Annotated in this window: 2 pseudogenes; both read right to left on the reverse strand. The window is 52.3% G+C overall.

Annotation, left to right across the window (positions count from 1 at the left end):
* Nucleotides 1-129 (reverse strand): annotated as a pseudogene (locus R7Z77_RS26085) (EAL domain-containing protein); the annotation flags it as partial.
* Nucleotides 126-656, reverse strand: a pseudogene (locus tag R7Z77_RS26090) (conjugal transfer protein TraW); the annotation flags it as partial. The pseudogenes R7Z77_RS26090 and R7Z77_RS26085, both read right to left, overlap by 4 nt.

The following is a 656-nucleotide window of genomic DNA, read 5'->3' on the forward strand; positions in this document are numbered from 1 at the left end:
AGGAGGTGATGACAGAGAGGATGGTGTAAGAACCCGGCCTTCGTCGTACCAACGAGCCAGTACCTCAGCAGCGACAAACGAACCTGTGCCGACGTCTTTAATTGGTTGGAAAGCCGGGGCAAAAATCATTCACCGCCCTCCTCAGCAAGTTCGCGGACAACAAACTTCTTGCCTCTGGCAGTAATGACGCTCGGTGTGTGCTCCAGCTCGAACCGGGTAATCAGATCTGGCGTCAGCAGATATACCGGCGCGTCAAAGTTGTCGGTGACACTCTTGTAGGAATCCCAGCCTTTGTCTTTGTCGAACTCTGTGGCGATATAGGTAATCCGTTGTACGCCAGGTTCCTGCTTAATTTCAGGCAGCTTCTTGGCGAGCAGCTCCATTTGCTTTTTGTCCAGCGGGTCGAAAACTACGACCGCTTGGGTAAATGGCCGCGTTCCAGGCTTGCAAACTTCCTTCGGATCGCACAATGGGTTGATCACGTCACCCGCGTGAGCGAACACAGTGCCATCCGGAGTGCTGATGTCACTGGTGATCATGACGCTAGGGTCAATTTCTCGTGTTCGAGATTTTGGCGCTCTTGGCAGCTCATTGAAATTCTGCTTGGTCCAGAAGCGCTCTATAGCCTGTTTCTTCTTCTCTTCCCAGTCGATATT

This window comes from Vibrio sp. 1401, from assembly GCF_033340295.1.